General features: G+C 65.8%; 1 protein-coding gene. It reads right to left on the bottom strand.

Annotated elements, in window-relative coordinates; all coding sequences use genetic code 11:
- Positions 1–144: 144 nt before the first annotated feature.
- Positions 145–1,061, bottom strand: a 917-nt coding sequence (locus tag MBELCI_RS18865) for an IS110 family RNA-guided transposase (protein ID WP_045320563.1), incomplete at its 5' end; no start/stop codon positions are given.

Raw genomic sequence — 1,061 nt, forward strand, 5'->3', positions numbered from 1 at the left:
GCGTCTCGCCTTGGATCCCGATCAATGGCACGCGCTCGAAGGCGCTTCGGTCCGAACAGGGTATTCCGGCGATATGTCCGTCAGTTGGCCATCATGCCACCTTGCACCTCACCATTTCGTCCGAGGCGAGAGGCCTCGTAGCTCTCAGGCTGCGCGCGCGGCCTCGTATTCCGTTCCGTTTCTCAAGAGCGCCCAGACGATCCGGGCCATGCGGTTAGCCAAGGCAATGGCGGCCTGCTTCGCGGTCTTCCGCTGCAAGATTTGCCACAACCAGTCCTCGCCAGGCTGCCCATGCCGGCGGGACGTAATGACGCCCATGACGCCGAGATACAGCAGGCGGCGCAGGTAGCGGTTGCCCATCTTCGAGATGCGCCCCAGCCGTTCCTTGCCGCCGCTCGAATGCGGCTTTGGCGTCAGACCGAGCCAGGCGGACAGATCGCGCGAGGTCCGGAAGCCCGCCACATCCGGCAGGGTCGCCACCAGCGCGGTCGCGGTGATCGGGCCGACGCCGGGGATGGTCTGTAGTCTTCTGGCCGGTGCGCTAGCCTCAGCCTCCCGGCGGATCTCCCGGGTCAGCTCATTGATCTTCTCCTGGGTCTGAAAGAACTGCTCGGCCAGCAGGCGGAGCGGCTGTCGCGCAGGAGCCGGAAGATCAGCGCGGTCCCCGGCCTCCAGCAGCCTGCCGACATTGTGGACGCCCTTGGCCGCGACGATGCCGAACTCGCCCAGATGGGCCCGGATGGCGTTGGTGACCTGCGTGAGCTGACGGACCAGGAACTCGCGGGCCTTGTGGCAGAGCAGCAGCGCCTGCGTCTCCTCGCTCTTCACCGGAACGAAGCGCATTGAGGGCCGGGTCACCGCTTCACAGATCGCGGCCGCGTCGACCTGATCCGTCTTGCCGCGCCGAACATACGGTTTGACGTAAGACGGCGGCATCAAGCGGACATCATGGCCCAGTCGGCCAAGGGCGCGGGCCCAGTGATGAGAACCGGCGCAGGCTTCCATGCCGACAAGGCAGGGTGGCAGGTTCTGAAAGAATTCGAGCATCTGGCTGCGCCGCA

The organism is Limimaricola cinnabarinus LL-001 (genome assembly GCF_000466965.1).
GTDB lineage: Bacteria > Pseudomonadota > Alphaproteobacteria > Rhodobacterales > Rhodobacteraceae > Limimaricola > Limimaricola cinnabarinus.